Consider the following 16,265-nt stretch of genomic DNA (forward strand, 5'->3'; position numbering starts at 1 on the left):
CGCCTCAACCAATCTTGAGGCGCAACACGTGATAAGACAGTGCCTTCAGAGACCCCTTCAGCTTTCCATCCTCAACGCCAATGCCTGATCCAGCTTTTGGCACCACATGATCAGGTTTGTCTGGACCGTTGGTCTCTTGCAGGCCATAACCTTCCATAGCATGGTGCTCCACCAATACCGGATCGGCAAAGCCAGTCAGTCCAATATCGAGTTCGGCAGTTTCCGTGAGATGGCGGTTTACGATGAAAAGTGTCAACAGCCCCTCCTCGCGATTGTGCACGGCGGCAACATCGAGATAAGAAACATCGTCTGCAACGCTACAATCATATGTCGGCGCATCAACCGCTACACTTAGCGCATCACCGCGACCATAGATTGATGCAAACCGGTAGGGATGATAGATGGTCTGGCGCCAGGCTGGACCGTTCTTTTCTGCCCTGATCGGTGCGATCACGTTCACGAGTTGCGCGATACAGGCAATGCGAACGCGATCGGAGCGACGGATGAATTCATTCAATAGGCCGGCAACAAAGAGAGCGTCCTCGAAATTATAGGTCTCTTCCAGCAAAGCCGGCGCTTCCGGCCAATCCCAGGTGCGCCAGCGGTGACTGTCTTCCTCGCGGATATGATACCAGACATTCCACTCGTCGAAGCAGATATGGACATCGTTCTTGGCCCGCTTCTTGGCTTTCACATAATCGATGGCGCCAGCTATTGTCTGGATGTAGCGACCAGTCTCCTCGATCTTGCCAAAGTAGTTGAGTGTATCTTTGCTCTTGTTGCCGAAATATTTGTGCAGCGAGATGTAATCGACATTCTCATAGCACTCCTCAAGCACCTCCCGCTCCCACTCTGGGTAGGTTTCCATCCCATCGTTGGAACTTCCACAAACGATAGTCTCAATTGACTTGTCAAAACTCTTGAAGGCTTTGGCTGTTTCGTTGGCGAGCCGTCCATATTCAACCGCCACCTTGTGACCTATTTGCCATGGGCCGTCCATTTCGTTGCCCAGGCACCACATCTTAACGCCATAACCATCATTTCCCGCATGAGAGCGGCGCAGGTCGCTCCATGCTGTCCCTCCTGGAAAGTTGACGTATTCCAGAAAGTTGCGCGCATCATCGAGACTACGCGAGCCAAGATTGACTGCCAGCATCATTTCGATGCCGGCCAGTTTCGACCAATCAGCGAATTCGTTGATCCCTATCTGATTGGTCTCTTTGGAACGCCATGCCAGATCAAGACGCACAGGTCTCTGATCACGGGGGCCGATGCCATCTTCCCAACGATAAGCTGAAACAAAGTTCCCGCCTGGATAGCGGATTGCTGGAATCTTCAGATCCTGCACAAATTTCAGCACATCCTTACGAAATCCGTGCTCATCGGCCTGTGGATGGCCGGGTTCATAGATACCTCCATAAATCGCGCGGCCCATATGCTCGATGAAAGCGGAATAAAGCCGCTCATCGATGGTGCTGATCTTGAAATCCCGATGAACGGCGACACGTGCCTTCATTCTAGTTCCTCCCAAAGCAATCAACAAAACGATATAAATCGTATTTTTTGATATACTCACGAAAGAAACACGTTGATGTCAATGGGGAAATTGAAAGCCGCCGTCGCGGGGCCACGTGACACCACGGCAAAAAATAGTACTTATTGCCTTGTTTTCAGACGTAAAAGCAGATCCTGATCGTAATTTCCAAAGCCCTTGCCGAAAATATTCAAACCGCCGGGATGCTTACTCTCAGCCTTGACTTCGATCCTGATGCGAATCGATCGGTGATCGTCGAGTGAAAGATCGGTAGTTGTCACTTCAGATATTCGCAAACCATCCACAAAAGTGCCCGCATTAGTCACAGCCCAGGTTTTCAGCATGCCGTATTGCGAGCCTTTCAACTTCCACCAATCAGGTGTGTAAGTGCCACGCCGATCTCCGAAATCCCCTGGTGATGTCCAGACACCCGTCTCACATCCATTGACCGAAAGAACTATATCCGATGGCCAATTGGCGAGCGTTCCAGGCACCTCGGAACTGACTTCCATGACCACCTCGACAGCTTCTATCCTGTCGCCACGCAACTTTGCGTTATTGGGGAACTGATATTCGACGAACCCGCTGGTAAACCACAACAAACTGGTCTTCATCCGTTCCGGATCCATGAATGTTTCAGGCACGTCGAGCAAGCCGATAATTCCTTCGGTCGAACAGATTCCACATGGAGCAGTAACCGAATTGTTTGTATAAAGTCCGAGTGGCATTGATACTTCGATGAGATTGGATGACAGTTCCTGCGCCTGGGGCTGAAAACTGACGATCAGCTCGTCATAAACAGTAAAGCAGATCTTTTGATTACCTTTACGAGCCCTCTGTACCTCGATCCGTACCAGGCCCGCCTTTTGCAGTATTTGCAGATGTGTCGAGACCGAGGACTGCGGAAGACCGGCAGCCTGCGCCAGATCGTTTATGTTGATACCCGGATGCCGGGACAAAACGTTTAAAAGTTTCAAACGCGGCAGCGATGCAACGCCTTTGAGCGCCGCAAGGTCTTTCTCCGGGTCGATGACAAGAAATTTCTGGTTCATGGACCGAATGTAAACATCGCCGCTAAAAATGTATATCGGAAATTTGGATATATAAGAATAGCGGATTTATCTCTTTTTTGGCGGCTGGTATACAGCCCGAACTGCTCTATCATTTGATCAGCAGATTTCATACGCGCCACCAATCAATTGCCATCGAATTTCCGGGCTCCGCTTGTCACCCACAGCGATACGGCGATCCATCGCCTTGAAGGGATAGGAACTAGTGACTGGAATTATGAAGGCTATCTGCCTGAAATCACAGAAAAACGAATTTAAGATCAATGTTGATTTAGGCCCGGAAACAGACGGTTCTATCCAGCGTAAAAGATTTGGAAGCGACTGTTATTGCCTGGTGACGCATTTGCGTGGATTCCAAATCAGGAATGTTTACATCATGTATGCAATCAAGACCATGCTGCATCGAAATCTGAAACGATCAAAGCAAAGATTAAAACGGATCCCAGACCCAATCTTCAAATGCATGACGTACCTGAATTACAAAAACTGTGCCGTCTGCTTCAATTTGATAAATAATGAGGTGGGCTTTAAAAGAAAGCATCCGCACAGATGGAGCAATTTCTTCAGGTGCACGCGCCATTTGTGGGTTCTTGGCAATTAATCCAGAGTGTTAAACAACTCTGCATGATAGCGTTTCGCCTGCACAGATCTAAACCTTGCTATACCCTGCTCGGCGATAGCAATGATATTGTCTTCCACAAGAACAGAGAGTTTAAATTCCATCAGTTGCGTTTAAGAGATTTTTCGGCGCTTGTGATTGCCGTAGCGAAGAGTTCATCCTGTGAACGACTTCCTGGGCCACTTTGTAAGCCCTCGTCAACAAAGCGCTGCATCGCTGTGATCTTATCGCTGCGCATTTGATCTTTACGGATCAAATCGCGCACATAGTCACTCGCATTCGAATAGCGTCCCGTTTTGGCCTGAGTCTCAACCCATTCTTTCATAGGATGAGGGAGCCATACGTTCATCGTTACCATCAAATTCTACCTTCACTGCAATTAAAAATTGCAGATTGGCAAAGTTTGTCAATGTTATTTTCACTAGCTACCTATCCATTTAACGTTCCAGGCCAGACCGTTGATCATGATAACCAGTCAAGAATCCACGTTCGCGCAATTCTGAAGTCCGGCATGGGGACCGTAACTGTCGGTCCGTTTTCGATGATTGCGGAAACAATTGACGCCATGCAATTCGAATGACAACTGTGACCATTTCCGACCTTCGTGGTTGACGTTTGCAGAACTGCAGTTTCGACTGCTGTATGTTTTGAGTGCTGATAAACTGACCGAAGCACGCAACGGCAACGCTGTCATGGCCAGATGCAGTTTTGATTCCTTTGTCTCAGACATCGGCGCTCTAAGAGTTGGTCATCTGACGACCATTGCTATTGTGGAGACGCGAACCTGAGGTTTGGATCCAAATCAATGTATGTACGTCGTCTACAGATCAACAATATCCGGTCGATCGACCAATTGGACCTCAAGCATAACGCCGAACAGGCTGCAGGTAGGCACGTAATTCTCGGCGCGAACTGTTCGGGCAATTCGAGCGTCGTTCGCTCGCTGACGCTGGCACTCAGCGGCGCCAGGGAATCTGTTGCGCTTCGCGTTTTGGAATGCTTGGCAGCGGGGCGGTACCCAAAGTACATCGATCCGTCTGCAGTTCCCGGGCGATGCTTGCGACATCGTCAACAAGCGCGGTCTCGGGACACGAGGTCCGGCATTTCCCCTTGTCGTGGATCCAGGAATGCAAGTCTTTCCTCATAAACAGAATATTCTGGCGGCTTGAACGCCGGACTGGCGAGGGTCGATGGACACGCCTTCGTCATCGCAGCAATTCACTGCTTAAACCGTGGCCTTCGGATCCTGTCCAGATCTTCGGGATAATCGATATCCATGGCCTCGATTTGTGTTAGTTCAATCTGCGCGTCGGAGCTCATCAAGGAGAGCAGGCCCCGGGCACCACTATCGCCTTGTGCCATTATCGCTGCCTTACTGTAATCGGACGCCATAATCATGACAGGTGGCAGGCGCACCGAAGCCAACGCCGAGCAACATGAGTGATTTTTTTCCATTAGTTTGCGTAGATGCCTAGGGGAAGCATTCGGCATGTCGCCGAGGCAGATTAAAAGTTTGTCCGCGCCTATATAACGCGCGTGGTCGACCGCACGATGAAACGACGCAGCCATCGATAGACCAGGCTGCAAGAACAAGGGGGGCAATTCTATCGGCAAGACAGCTGCTACCTCCGGCGAAGAGACCACGGCAGCGCAGACGTCACAGCCGGCTGATAATAAAGTTTGTGCTGCTATTGCGACAAGGGGCTTTTGCCTGCAACGAGCTAAAAGCTTGTCGTCGGGTCCGAAGCGGTGCGATGCTCCGGCCGCCAGCATTACACCCAGTGTCTGCATGATTAATCAGTCCTCACCCTTTCTGCCAGCGAGAGAATCGACCGCCCGGTTTCGGCCTGAGTGATTTCGGCCAGCACTGAGATCGCTAGCGCCTGTGGATCACGTGTCGAGGCGATGACGCCGATCGGACCGCGCACGCGCCTTCGATCCGGCTCGGAAACGCCAAGTGCTTCAAGTCGTTCCAGGCGGGTGCGGTGTGCCTTGATACTTCCCTGAGCACCAATATAGAAAGCCTCACTTCCAAGTACGTGGCGCAAAATCTCCGGTTCGTGGTCGTGGTCGTGATAGAAAAGTGTCACGGCCGTGTTCGCATCGACCGGCACGGCATGAAGATCGGAAAGCCGCGTAAGGGAATGGCTTACGATTCCCATGTTACCGGCAGAGCACAGCGTCGTCTGGTCATGGCTGATAAGAATGTGGTCGCGGCCCAGATTTGCCGTCATCTGCGCAAAAATCAGGGCCTCCGGTCCCGCTCCCAAGATCACGAACCGTGTCGGCGGACAGAACGGCATCACCAAACTTCCACTCTCCCCGGCGGGCGCGTCGAACTGGTCTAGCGCAAGCCGGCCCTCCGGCGAAATGCGGAGATTTACCGGCACGCGCGATCTGCGCCGCTCGGCCAGTCTTTCCAGAACGGTACGGTCTCGCAGCGGAAAAAGCATGATCTCGATTGCTCCGCCGCAGGGTAAGCGTATGTCGAAATAAGGACTATCTGCGCCATAGCGAAGTCGCTTCGGCCGGCCGGTCATGCGCACATCGCGGGCGTGCAAGGCAACATCCGCCTCGACGCAGCCGGACGTTAGCGCACCGACCCAGCGATCATCCGGGGCGATGACCATCGCCGCGCCCGGATTGCGGTAGGCGGGGCCGATTGTCGCCGTCAATAGAGCGATGACTATTCCCTCGCCCATATCGGGCGCGGCCTGCCAGGGATCAATCAGTGCAGGATGCATTCCACTCTCAGCCTCCGTGCCGAATGAGCTTAAGAGCGTCCGCGACATCGGCGGGCGTCACATTGGCCTCGTGTCCACCCCAGCGCTGACGCAAATAATTTACCAGATCAGCCATCTGCCGGTCGTCCAGTTGATCGGCGAAGGCAGGCATGGTTTGCATGCGCTCTCCCCGCGCCAGGTTACGCTCGTGTACACCTTCGTGAATGACGCGAACGAGAGTGACAGGATTCTCATACATGGCAGTCGTATTGACGTTGAGCGGCACGGAAGAGTGCGGCTGGCCCTCGCCGGAAACACCGTGGCATCCGGCGCAAAGCCCGACATAGAGCTGCCCGCCCGCCGGATCCGGCGTGCCGACCGGCTCCTTGACGCGTGGACCCTGCATCGACTGGTCCTGCGTAAGATAGGCCGAAATTGCCTGTAAATCCGCATCGTCGAGATGTGCGGTGGAATGTTCGAGAACGGGGAACATGCGGAACGTCATGACACCTTGCGGAGACAGGCCATGGCTGAAGAACCGGACGAGATCCGGTTTTGTCCAGCCGCGCTCGGCCAGGGCTGTTGTCGTCAGGTCCGGCGCATAGGCGCCCTCGATCACGTTGCCCTTGAGATATTTGTCCTGTTGCAGCGCATAGGTGAGGCCGCGCGGCGTGTGGCATTCGCCGCAGTGGCCCAGCACATCCACTAGGTATTTGCCTCGGGCAAAAGGTTCCTTCGCCGCTTCGGTCGCATCGAAAGGCTTTGCCGCCGGGCGCTCAAGCGCGTTCCACAGCGCGATCGCCGGACGGATATTGAAGGGGAAGACCATCGAATTGGGCCGGTTGCGCTTCTCCACGGCCGGCTGCGTCAATAACCACGCGAAAAGCGCATCGCTGTCGGCGCGCGTAATCTGGTGATAGCTTGCATAGGGCATCGCCGGATAGAGATTGCGGCGGCCAGGTGCAATCCCATAGGCCACGGCGCGGTAGAAATCGTCCGAGGTCCATGTGCCGATGCCGTATTCCTTCGAGGCACTGATATTTGTGCCATAGATCGTCCCCATGGGCGTGACCATGGACATGCCGCCCGCCAGGTCCGATCCTCCGGCGGGGTCGGAATGACAGGCCCCACAGTCGGCCTCACGCGCGACTTTCTGTCCCCGAGCAACCAGAGCGGCATGCGCTTCGGCGCTCAGATGCGCGAAATCCACCGTCGACGGCGGGATGGATGAGGAACTGCTGCCAATCCAGTACATGCCGCCGACGACGGCCACACCGATGATGCACAGTAACGCGAAGACACGCAGATACTTAGCCATTGTCCATCACTTTCCTGCTGCGCGTTACCGTGGTGAGACCGGGCGTGTTCAAGACGACCTCACGAACCGCTTCGTAATAACGGACATAACCCGTGCAGCGGCAGATATGCGGGTCAAGTGCCGCAAGGATTGCACCTTCCACATCGTCGGCAGGTACTGGATTCTGCTTCAGCTTCTCGATCAGCACCGTCGCCGAATTGACGAAACCGGGAGTGCAATAGCCGCATTGAAACGAAAAATGCTTCAAAAACGCTTCCTGTATGGGAGACAGGACCTGCTGTCCGCTGGAATCTGTTTCGGCGATGCCTTCGACCGTGCGGATGGTCTTGCCATTGAGCCACGCAACGCCGGTGATGCAGGCCGGAACCGTCGAGGAACCTTTCTCAGCGTCGTCGACGATGATCGTACAGGCGCGGCATACCCCTTGCCCGCAGCCGAGACGGGTTCCTGTGAGATTGAGATATTCCTGCAGGAACTCGATCATCATCAAGTCTTCCGGCAAATCAGCCGGGCCGACCTTCTTGCCGTTGATGGTGGCTGAAAAGCTGATTCTGGCTTCCATCACAGCGCCTCCTTGATTCTGGCCGCGCTGATCGGCAGCCGATAGAAACGTTTACCCGTCGCATGCGCGATGGCATTGGCGCATGCGCCGACGATCGGGATCATCACCACTTCCGCCATGCCCTTAGGCGCATCCGTGCGTGAAGCCGGCGGCAGAACATGGCCCGTCTGCGTCCAGACCGCGACTTCGGAAGCGCGTGGCAGATGATAGCGGCTGAGACCCCATTCGCCGTTGCCGGGACCGTCGGCTCCCGTCGGCAGGTCTTCATAAAGTGCATGGCCAATTCCCATGGCGATGCCACCCTGAAGCTGACCAGAGACCAGTTCCGGCACGATCTGCGTACCGCATTCGAGCCAGGTCTTGTGTGACAGTAGCTTTACCCCACCGGTGCCGGTGGATACAGTAAGCTCGACAAGGGTGGCGCAGGGCGCATAGTAAATCGCGCCGGCGGCTGCGCGTTTTACAGGCGGATAACTGACCCGCGTGCGCGGCTGAAAGGCATAGCCGCCAGCCGTCATCGCAGCCATTCTGGCCGCATTGGCACCGTCGCCCCATTTGACCGACAGCGCGTCGATCGGCATCGTGATCGGCTTGCCGTCGACTACGAAATCGGCCTCGGCCCAGGACCGCCGGTTGAAAGTATGGACGCAGATGCCCGTGATCAGTCCGCGTTCATGCGCCCTGGCCGCCAGCCGCTCCATGGAAAGCGGCTCAAGCGATCCAGCAACCAGTTTGCCCTCGCGCCATTCTACGTCTTCGAACTTGACTGGCACCGGCAAAAGTTGCCCGCCGTCGGGTCCACCCCAAATCGACAGGGCTGCTTCCCACAGGCCCAGTTGCAGCAGTAGCTTCGCGGCCTGCTGCGTTGCGTGGGTGAAATAATAGGCCGAATTTGAAGCCGAACGTGGTGATGTGAAGCTTGGCACCCAATACGGGTCCTGCGCCAGTCTGTCTTCATCCTCCTGCGGGGTCGAATAGGGTTCCTCCCTGGTGTGGACCGGCATTTGCGGCCAGTCCTGAACCGCGAATTCGACCTCGTCCACGGGACGTCCGAGGAAGGGTTCGGCAACGAGCATCTGCGCCGTCGTTGATCCGGCACCGATTTCCGATGTGACGTGTCTCATTCTCAGACGTCCCTGCGCCGTCACCTCGATCTGCACGACCGCGGCCTCTGCAGCCGTGCCGAAGCTCTTCTGCACCGAGGCGAAGCCGATCCCGTACAACATCCCGGGATTGGTGGCTTCATAGTCGGCCTTCCGCCTTGCACGTTCCGTCCATAAGGGATCGCGCGCGGCAAGATCGAGGATTTCGCCCATTCGCAGATTGCCGGCCGGAGTGGCGCCCTGCGTGTTCTTCATTCCGGCCTGCAACACATTGCGCCGACGCAACTCGATCGCATCAATGCCGATACCGTCCGCCACTTCATCGACCAGCATTTCCGTCGTCGCCATGGACTGAAGTGTACCATAACCGCGCACCGAGCCGGACGTTACGCCAATGCTCGGCAGCACTTCGACGGACAGGTCACTTTGCGGGAAATAATAGGCTGACTGGGCGGATGCGACGGCAAGCGTGCCGATGGATGGGCTGAAATTCATGACACCGCCGCCATCACCGACCATATGGCACGTCAGGGTGCGAAATTTACCCTCATCGTCCACCGCAATCGCTGTTTCAATATCGAAGGGATGGCGTTTCAGGCCGAACTGGAAGTGCCGCCAGCGGTCAAGTGCCAGCCGTACGGGTCGGCCCTGCGAATAGAGTGCCGCGAGCGCCACATAGAAGGGAAACGGATGATGTTCCTTCTGGCCGTAGCCGACCGTGTAACCAGCCATGAAGTCGAGCTTGTGCAGCGGTAGCCTGCTTTCCTTGATCATGCTCATCGTCAGCTGCGCAACTGCATAGGGTGCCTGCGTCGCACCGACCATGCGCAGCGTGCCGCTGTCGCGCTCATACCAGGCCAGTCCGTTATCCAGTTCAAGCGCCGCGGGCTCAATGGACTGGCTGTAGAACTTTCGTGCGAATACCTGTGTTCTCTTGCCCGGATTGCGCATTTCGCCATTGATGCGGGCGGATTCGCGCATCGCGGTACCGAATTGCGGATCGTCTTCTTGCGGCCATACGATGCCGGAAGCATCCGCTTTCGCCCTGACCATGGTGTTCTTCATCGAGGAATAACGGTCTTCTGCGTACGGATCGCCACCATCTACGCGGACGTGGCGCGCAGCCACATAGGCCGCGCGGGCAGCCGGCAACGCCTTGGCTCCGAAACGGAAAATATCCGTATTGAACTGCAACAGTTTCGCGGCAACGCGGAAGCGCTCATAATCGTGCCAGATGCCTATCGCCACCGGCTGCCCGAGCATGGGAGAGACGTTGCCGGGTTTGAGGAAAAACTCGCCATAGAATCCGGGTTCGGGCATGACCATATTGTCGGACGCAATCGTGTCGGCGTCGATCAGCACGTCGGGCCTGTATTGGCCGAGCACGGACAGATCCAGCCCCTCGTAGATCCGTTCCGCGCGCGGGATATGGATCGTCAGGGCATAGGACTGATGATCGGGCCAACCGGGCAGATCGTGCGCGCGGCTATCGATCGCGAAGACTTTCTGCCCCGTCACTTTCGCCATGCCGTCGCGGCGATATCGCAGCGACCCGCCAGCGATCCAGCCGCCATCGGAGCCGACCGGCGATGGCATCATGTCCGCCCGCGCGTCGCCGAGCGGGCGAACTACAGCGGTGACACCAAGCGCTGCCGCAGCTTTCAAAAAATTTCGACGTGTCAGATCGAGCCTTGCCACGATCCCTCCTTTGTTACGCCTGATTTATGGAGCCGGGGAATGAAGCTCCGCCCTTCGCCGTTTCTTTGGCGACCGCAAGCCGACCCGGTCAGAGTTCCCCCTGATTATCACGTTGGATAACGTTTGCAAATCGTTTTGCATCGTATGTGACGCCGTGATATTCATATCGAAACTGGAGTTTGCGATGAGGAAACCTACAATCGGCGACCTGGCCAGGGCAGCGGGCGTATCGGTAACGACAGTATCCCACGCCTTTAGTGGAAAGCGTCATGTCGAGCCCGGAACTCGTCAGCGGATTGAAGAAATTGCCCGACAGATCGGCTATCGCCCCAATATCAGGGCACGACTGCTGCGCACGGGCACAGCAAACTCCATAGCTCTCATATCAAGTATGCCATTCGCGGTGGCTGCCGGTCCGTCGCGACTGGGCTTTCTGATGGAAATCGCGGCGGCTGCAGCCATGCCTGCCTTGCTGAACGGCCTCGCGCTTTCGATCGTTCCCCCAATGGAGTCGGAGGGTGCCCTTGATGCCCTTGAGGTGGACGGTGTTATAATTGTCGAGCCGACCGTTAATGACCCGGTGTTGGAATATTTTGACGATCGTAACATTCCGATCGTCTCGATCGGACGTGTCCCGGATCGAGATGATATCACATTTGTCGACTTGCAAAGTGAGCGCACGGCCAAACTGCTGCTGGACCACCTCGCCACAGAGGGTGGCAGAACAGGGCTGATAACAGGCACCGCGCGACGCAATTCGTATTACGAGACAGAGCGAGCCTATTTGCAGTATGTGGCCCGCCATGGTTATCAACCAGTGGCGATCAGGCTCGAAGAAAGCGGTGGAGAGCAGGCAGCGAGGGAAGCCGTCGACATACTTCTGCGCGATACGCCCGACCTGACCGCCCTGTGCGTTCCCGTTGACGCTTTTGCCTCCGGCGCTCTTATTGCCGCAAAAGCTGTTGGACGCCTGGTGCCGGATGACCTGAGGATCGCAACTCGATATGATGGCTTGCGCGCCAAACTGGCTTCGCCTGCACTTACTGCAGTCGATCTTCATCTCGATGAGGTTGCCACGGCTGCAGTCGAGTTGCTGATCGCCAGATTGCAGAACCGCGAACCCCCTAAGCCCTATTCTCTGCTACCGGAATTGGTAATCCGCGCTTCGACGCAGCCTTTGATGAGAAGCCGACCGGCTTTCCGATGACTTCCTCTCCATGATAACCGAATAGGCGCTCGGCACCACTGTTCCAGCTTCTAATAATGCCATTCAGATCCTTGCTAACGATGGCGTCGTCTGAACCGTCGACAATTGCAGCGAGCCAATCCCGTAGATCGAGATCGGATTCGTCGAGTTGGGGTTGCGAAGCACTGGCATGATGGAGCCTTGCTGACATATCAGGAGACGCAAAGCGAAGGCTCTTCTTCAAGCACGGTTCGGCAATCAACCATCGCCTTCAAAGTGTCCCCGGACGGCACCTTGCTGTGGCACCACTTGCATGAGACATTTTCCCATGAATGAACCATACGCAATGTCAGGAAGTGCCGACATCCGGCTCTCCTGAGCGGTCTCCAATGTTCTTTAACCAATCTCCCATCATGTTGCGGACGATCTGATGCAGTCACCGGAAGCCGCTCAAAGCTGATCGTCAGCATCTGATGTGAAAGCACCGCGATGTCTGGATGGTGCCCGTTTGGCAATTGTCCATTCCCGGATGATTTTTCAGAGCGGGTCGGGTGTAGTCATGTCTGTGGCCTTTAAGGCGGCGGTTACAATGCCGCTGATTTCATTGGTCAAAGGACATTTCGAATGGCAAGTATCGTAGTATTATCGTTAAGGCGATGCTTCCCACGCCACATATAGATCGCACGAAAATGCCCTATTGTAGCGCGACTTATATCTGTGCTCATTAACGTTCAGGAACTCTTCTGCCATAGGGCCAGTCCAAGTTTATCCACGATCAACAGCCTCGCGACGGGGCTCACCTCGAGAGAGTATTAGAATGCACAAAGATTTACACGAGGCGAACCGCCTCTCGTGGAATGCGGCGACAGTCGCCCACAACAGCCATAAGGGTGATCAGGCAGCTTTCTTTCGCGGTGGTGGTTCGACATTGTTCCCTGAAGAGCGCGATCTTCTTGGCGAAGTTGGCGGATTGAGCCTGCTCCATCTGCAGTGCAATTCCGGCCAAGACAGCTTGAGCCTCGCACTGCTGGATGCCGATGTGACCGGTGTCGACATTTCCGATGAAGCGATAGCGTTTGCCCGGCGTCTTTCAGACGAGAGCGGCATTCAGGCGCAATTTGAGCGCGATGATTTGTTTACATGGTTCGACCAAGCGGCTTGCAATCGCCGGCTATTTGACCGGGTTTTTACATCTTACGGAGCGATCAGCTGGCTTTCGGATCTCGACATCTGGGCGCGCGGCATTGCCAGTGTTCTGCAACCAGGCGGTCGATTCACATTCTTGGAATTCCACCCATTCGCCATGGTGTTCGATGAGCAGTGGCAGCCGCGCTACGACTATTTCAATAAGGCTCCCGTCGAGGATGGCGGCGTTGGCGACTACGTGGCCGATTCCGGACACGGATTGACTCCTGGCGATAGTACGGCAGGAGTTGTGGGTTTTAGAAACCCGCATCCCTCGTACGAGTTCAGTTGGGGGGTAGGTGACGTAATTTCTGCGCTCATCCGTGCAGGGCTAACCCTGGAAAGAATGGTTGAGTTCCCTTACGCTAACGGCTGGCGGGGTTTTAACGACATGCGCGACATCGGCGGCCGACGCATGATCCCGCCTGCTAAGATGCCGTCCATTCCGCTCATGTACGGTCTGGTCGCGGTTAAGCACTAAGCTCGACTTCGTACAAATTGAGCATTAATTTGAGGGGGTTGTTTGGGCGTCATGGGGATCTGTTGCAAAAATTTCGGTGGGGCAAAGCTTGGCCGACCGCTGGACGCGACTATGCTGCAGGCGCAGCGTAACCTTAACCTGTGCGCAGATGCCTGTTGAACTATGATGTAGTGATTACGCGGATTACAGGCCAGCGATATCGCGCCAGATAGTATTGGCAGTTTGGCGCAGCTAGCGGTGAATGGCAGAGGTGAAGCGGTCGCGAGGAAAATGATGAAGGTTGTAGATTGGGTCGTGAATGGATGCGAAACGCTGCAAGTGCCGTGCTGATTTGAAGCGCTTCATGCACCGCTCTTTCCATCTTATGGGTTGATGAGAATTCTCGGCCCGATTGTTCAAACCTTTATGCTGGCAATGATCACAGTCCGTAAGGCTGATCTCCCGATTGGCAGCACCATAAGATCCCAGTTTATCCGTGACCATGAAGCGGGGAACTGCGCCCTGACCTGACAAGAGTTTACGGATAAAGCGTCTGGCGGCCTTAGTATCACGGCGTTTCTGGACTAGCACTTCCAGCACAAAGCCATCCTGATCAACGGCGCGCCACAGAAAGTGCCGTTCGCCGTTGATCGTCACGGCAGCCTCATCAAGGTGCCATTTGTGACCAAGGCGCGGTGAGCGGCGACGGATTGTATTGGCATAGTCTCGTCCGAACTTTTCAGCCCATCGGCGCACTGTGTTATGGGTGACGAGAATCCCTCGGTATGCCAGCATGTCTTCGACCATGCGAAAGCTTAGCGGAAACCGGAAATACAGCCACACCGCTTCTGCAATAACTCAGGTGGAAAGCGATGGCGATAATAAAGCGGGGAGCGATTGTCGAGCATGCCCTCTTATCCACCGCTGAGACGTACAGCAAAGTTAAGGTTACGATGACCCCATGCCCGCTTTCAATCAACGCGCATGGGACGCCGGGTTATTTGGTATGGTAGACGGGCTGCAAGGCATAGACCGGTGTATCGATTCCCTCCATACGGGCCTTGAGCTGTAGCGACAGATATTGCGAGTAATGCCGCGACTGATGCAAGTTACCGCCATGGAACCAGAGCGCCTCCTGCTGGGTGGGCTTCCACATATTCCGCTGTTCGCCTTCCCATGGCCCTGGATCTTTCGGCGTTTCCGAGCCCAGACCCCAGACCTTGCCAACCTTGTCCGCGGTTTGCTGGTCGATGATATCCGCGACCCAGCCATTCATCGAGCCGTAGCCCGTCGCATAGACAATCAGATTGGCGGGCAGCTCTGTCCCGTTGGCAAGCCGGACCGAATTGTCGGTAATCTCGTCGATCTGACCTGAAGCAAGCTTGATCTTGCCGTCGATGATGAGCTGCGAAGCGCCGATATCGATGTAATAGCCGGAACCGCGCCGCAGATATTTGAGGAACAGCCCCGAACCGTCCGAGCCGAAATCCAGCTGGAAACCGGCCTTTTCAAGCGCGGCATAGAAATCAGCATCGATCTCGCGGATCTTGTCATAGATGGGCTTCTGAAACTCATGCATGATGCGATAGGGCAGCGAGGCGAAGATCAGATCGGCCTTGGCGGTGGTGACGCCATTCTGCACTGCCTCTTCCGAGTAAAGCGCGCCGAGGCCGTGTTTCATCAGCGGCTCCGAGCGTACAATATGTGTCGATGATCGCTGTACCATGGTCACATCCACGCCTGCTTCGCAAAGCGCAGCGCAAATATCATGCGCCGAATTGTTCGACCCGATAACAACGACCTTCTTGCCCTTGTAGCCATCGGGTCCGGGATGGCGGGATGAATGCTGCTGTTCGCCCTTGAAGCAATCCTGTCCTTTGACGTTCGGGATATTCGGCTTACCCGACATTCCGGTTGCAAAGACTAACTGCTTTGGACGAAGGATTACCTCATCTCCATCCCGGTCAACGACGACAGACCATTCCTTCTTTTGTTCGTTCCATTGTGCAGACTTGACCGTGGAACGTGTCCAGTAATTCAACTCCATTACTTTCGTATAAAATTCCAGCCAATCGCCAATCTTGTCCTTTGGCGCAAAAACCGGCCAGTTCTTCGGGAAGTCGATATAGGGCAGATGATCGTACCAGACCGGATCATGCAGGCAGAGCGACTTGTAGCGCTTGCGCCATGAATCGCCCGGGCGCTCATTGCGCTCGACGATGATCGTCGGCACGTCAAGCTGGCGCAGGCGTGCGCCAAGCGCAATACCGCCCTGCCCGCCGCCAATCACCAGCACATAGGGCTGCTTGTCATAGCCAAGCGTGCGGGCTTCCTCCTCGCGCTCTTCCTTCCATGTCTTGGCGCCAATATCCTGACCGTGCTTCGCACCTAGCGGGCGGGTAAAGCCGGACTTTTCCTCGTGACCCTTCAGCTCCGACATGACGGTGAGAAGGGTCCATATCTTGCCACCCTTCAGGCGAATGAGACCGTAACCACGCGCGACTTCGGTCTCAAAAGAGATCCAGCTTTCGGTGAGGCCATCGGCTTCCGTCGCTGTCTCCCCGGCTGCAACTAGCCATTTTGTCGGCTTCACAAGCTGTAATTGCGACTGCAGCATGTCGCGCACCTGATCATGACCCTCCACAGTCTTGATGTTCCAAGTGAACGCGACCAGATCGCGCCAGTAGCAATCATCGGCAAACATCGAAACCGCTTCATCGATCCGGCCCGCTTCAAGTGCTGCGCCAAACTTGTCGAGAAAGGCCTGCACGCGGACATTTGGTGTTTTCTCTAGCATTGCAATTTCC

Annotated in this window: 12 protein-coding genes and 2 pseudogenes; 2 read left to right on the forward strand and 12 right to left on the reverse strand. The window is 55.4% G+C overall.

The window, feature by feature from the left end:
* Nucleotides 1-4: 4 nt before the first annotated feature.
* The 9 genes from arfA to AAE521_RS21860 all read right to left on the reverse strand — a co-directional run bounded on the left by arfA (nt 5) and on the right by AAE521_RS21860 (nt 10,627).
* Nucleotides 5-1,516, reverse strand: coding sequence for an arabinosylfuranosidase ArfA (gene arfA / locus AAE521_RS21820; protein WP_342062435.1), 1,512 nt, complete (start codon nt 1,514-1,516; stop codon nt 5-7).
* Between the two features lie 140 nt (nt 1,517-1,656).
* On the reverse strand, nt 1,657-2,586 hold the full coding sequence (locus AAE521_RS21825) for an ArsR/SmtB family transcription factor (protein WP_342062436.1): 930 nt from the start codon (nt 2,584-2,586) through the stop codon (nt 1,657-1,659).
* A 448-nt stretch (nt 2,587-3,034) separates the two neighbouring features.
* A complete protein-coding gene (locus AAE521_RS21830; protein ID WP_342062437.1) occupies nt 3,035-3,184 on the reverse strand; it encodes a type II toxin-antitoxin system RelE/ParE family toxin in 150 nt (49 codons plus the stop codon).
* Nucleotides 3,185-3,326: 142 nt separating this feature from the next.
* Nucleotides 3,327-3,581, reverse strand: a complete 255-nt coding sequence (locus AAE521_RS21835) for a type II toxin-antitoxin system ParD family antitoxin (protein WP_342062438.1) — start codon at nt 3,579-3,581, stop codon at nt 3,327-3,329.
* 860 nt (nt 3,582-4,441) lie between these two features.
* Entirely contained in the window at nt 4,442-5,014 is a 573-nt protein-coding gene (locus tag AAE521_RS21840) for an NTP transferase domain-containing protein (RefSeq protein ID WP_342062439.1), read from the reverse strand.
* 2 nt (nt 5,015-5,016) lie between these two features.
* Nucleotides 5,017-5,967 carry an XdhC family protein gene (locus AAE521_RS21845; protein WP_342062440.1) on the reverse strand — a complete coding sequence of 317 codons (951 nt, stop codon included), beginning with the start codon at nt 5,965-5,967 and terminating at the stop codon, nt 5,017-5,019.
* 7 nt (nt 5,968-5,974) lie between these two features.
* A complete protein-coding gene (locus AAE521_RS21850; RefSeq protein WP_342062441.1) occupies nt 5,975-7,264 on the reverse strand; it encodes a c-type cytochrome in 1,290 nt (429 codons plus the stop codon).
* Nucleotides 7,257-7,826, reverse strand: a complete 570-nt coding sequence (locus AAE521_RS21855; RefSeq protein WP_342062442.1) for a (2Fe-2S)-binding protein — start codon at nt 7,824-7,826, stop codon at nt 7,257-7,259. The genes AAE521_RS21850 and AAE521_RS21855 overlap by 8 nt, the downstream gene beginning before the upstream one ends.
* On the reverse strand, nt 7,826-10,627 hold the full coding sequence (locus tag AAE521_RS21860) for a xanthine dehydrogenase family protein molybdopterin-binding subunit (protein ID WP_342062443.1): 2,802 nt from the start codon (nt 10,625-10,627) through the stop codon (nt 7,826-7,828). Before AAE521_RS21860 ends, AAE521_RS21855 begins: the two co-directional genes overlap by 1 nt.
* Before the next feature lie 184 nt (nt 10,628-10,811).
* On the opposite strand from AAE521_RS21860, the gene AAE521_RS21865 reads away from it, so the two are divergent.
* Nucleotides 10,812-11,834 carry a LacI family DNA-binding transcriptional regulator gene (locus AAE521_RS21865; protein ID WP_342062444.1) on the forward strand — a complete coding sequence of 341 codons (1,023 nt, stop codon included), beginning with the start codon at nt 10,812-10,814 and terminating at the stop codon, nt 11,832-11,834.
* On the opposite strand, the pseudogene AAE521_RS26780 reads toward AAE521_RS21865, so the two are convergent.
* A pseudogene (locus AAE521_RS26780) lies at nt 11,818-11,952 on the reverse strand (PAS domain S-box protein); the annotation flags it as partial. The gene AAE521_RS21865 and the pseudogene AAE521_RS26780 sit on opposite strands and share 17 nt — an antisense overlap.
* 678 nt (nt 11,953-12,630) lie before the next feature.
* Between AAE521_RS26780 and AAE521_RS21875 the strand changes: the two are divergent.
* Nucleotides 12,631-13,479 (forward strand): class I SAM-dependent methyltransferase, encoded by an 849-nt coding sequence (locus AAE521_RS21875; protein ID WP_342062445.1) that lies wholly within the window; start codon nt 12,631-12,633, stop codon nt 13,477-13,479.
* Between the two features lie 231 nt (nt 13,480-13,710).
* Here AAE521_RS21875 and AAE521_RS21880 read toward each other — a convergent pair.
* Nucleotides 13,711-14,366: pseudogene (locus AAE521_RS21880) on the reverse strand (IS6 family transposase).
* Nucleotides 14,367-14,455: 89 nt separating this feature from the next.
* On the reverse strand, nt 14,456-16,255 hold the full coding sequence (locus AAE521_RS21885; protein WP_342062446.1) for an NAD(P)/FAD-dependent oxidoreductase: 1,800 nt from the start codon (nt 16,253-16,255) through the stop codon (nt 14,456-14,458).
* Nucleotides 16,256-16,265: the final 10 nt, after the last annotated feature.

Origin of the sequence: Brucella cytisi, from assembly GCF_038433355.1 — a bacterium.
GTDB lineage: Bacteria > Pseudomonadota > Alphaproteobacteria > Rhizobiales > Rhizobiaceae > Brucella > Brucella cytisi.

Excerpts from the sequence above, each read along its gene's own strand:
- AAE521_RS21830 (WP_342062437.1), bottom strand. The coding sequence starts at position 3,184 with ATGGCGCGTGCACCTGAAGAAATTGCTCCATCTGTGCGGATGCTTTCT.
- AAE521_RS21850 (WP_342062441.1), bottom strand. The coding sequence starts at position 7,264 with ATGGCTAAGTATCTGCGTGTCTTCGCGTTACTGTGCATCATCGGTGTG.
- AAE521_RS21865 (WP_342062444.1), top strand. The coding sequence starts at position 10,812 with ATGAGGAAACCTACAATCGGCGACCTGGCCAGGGCAGCGGGCGTATCG.
- AAE521_RS21875 (WP_342062445.1), top strand. The coding sequence starts at position 12,631 with ATGCACAAAGATTTACACGAGGCGAACCGCCTCTCGTGGAATGCGGCG.
- AAE521_RS21855 (WP_342062442.1), bottom strand. The coding sequence starts at position 7,826 with ATGGAAGCCAGAATCAGCTTTTCAGCCACCATCAACGGCAAGAAGGTC.
- arfA (WP_342062435.1), bottom strand. The coding sequence starts at position 1,516 with ATGAAGGCACGTGTCGCCGTTCATCGGGATTTCAAGATCAGCACCATC.
- AAE521_RS21885 (WP_342062446.1), bottom strand. The coding sequence starts at position 16,255 with ATGCTAGAGAAAACACCAAATGTCCGCGTGCAGGCCTTTCTCGACAAG.
- AAE521_RS21825 (WP_342062436.1), bottom strand. The coding sequence starts at position 2,586 with ATGAACCAGAAATTTCTTGTCATCGACCCGGAGAAAGACCTTGCGGCG.
- AAE521_RS21835 (WP_342062438.1), bottom strand. The coding sequence starts at position 3,581 with ATGGTAACGATGAACGTATGGCTCCCTCATCCTATGAAAGAATGGGTT.
- AAE521_RS21840 (WP_342062439.1), bottom strand. The coding sequence starts at position 5,014 with ATGCAGACACTGGGTGTAATGCTGGCGGCCGGAGCATCGCACCGCTTC.
- AAE521_RS21845 (WP_342062440.1), bottom strand. The coding sequence starts at position 5,967 with ATGCATCCTGCACTGATTGATCCCTGGCAGGCCGCGCCCGATATGGGC.